Raw genomic sequence first — 542 nt, forward strand, 5'->3', positions numbered from 1 at the left:
AGACCTACCGTATACAGAGATAGAGGTTTAATAATTTGGAAAGCTGTTTAATATAGTGAAACTTTCATTTTTCGCAGTTTTCGCGCAATTGGCGCTAAGTTTTCGCGCGCGGCATCAACGAAGTGCTTACATTCCTTTTGCGCAAGGTGAAGTAAGCCAGTTTAGCTACTGCTGAGGGACTCGCACTTGAACACTGTACGAGACGATTTAACACCATAAAAAAACCCGACTCTTTGGAATCGGGCTTTCTCTAATTAGGTGCTTGACGATGTTCTACTTTCACATGGCAGCTGCCACACTATCATCGACGCTGTTTCGTTTCACTTCTGAGTTCGGCATGGGGTCAGGTGGTTCCAAAACGCTATGGTCATCAAGCAAATTTTTTAATATTTTTTATTATTTTTATCATATCACAAATTGGGTCCTGGCGATGTTCTACTTTCACATGGCAGCTGCCACACTATCATCGACGCTGTTTCGTTTCACTTCTGAGTTCGGCATGGGGTCAGGTGGTTCCAAAACGCTATGTTCACCAGGAAAAT

2 rRNA genes are annotated in these 542 nt (G+C 43.0%); both read right to left on the reverse strand.

The window, feature by feature from the left end:
* Positions 1–260: 260 nt before the first annotated feature.
* A 5S ribosomal RNA gene (gene rrf / locus HC733_RS22600) occupies positions 261–375 on the reverse strand.
* Positions 376–422: 47 nt separating this feature from the next.
* Positions 423–537, reverse strand: a 5S ribosomal RNA gene (gene rrf, locus HC733_RS22605).
* Between the last annotated feature and the right edge of the window lie 5 nt (positions 538–542).

This window comes from Pseudoalteromonas sp. S16_S37 (genome assembly GCF_014694405.1).
In the GTDB taxonomy this organism is placed as follows: domain Bacteria; phylum Pseudomonadota; class Gammaproteobacteria; order Enterobacterales; family Alteromonadaceae; genus Pseudoalteromonas.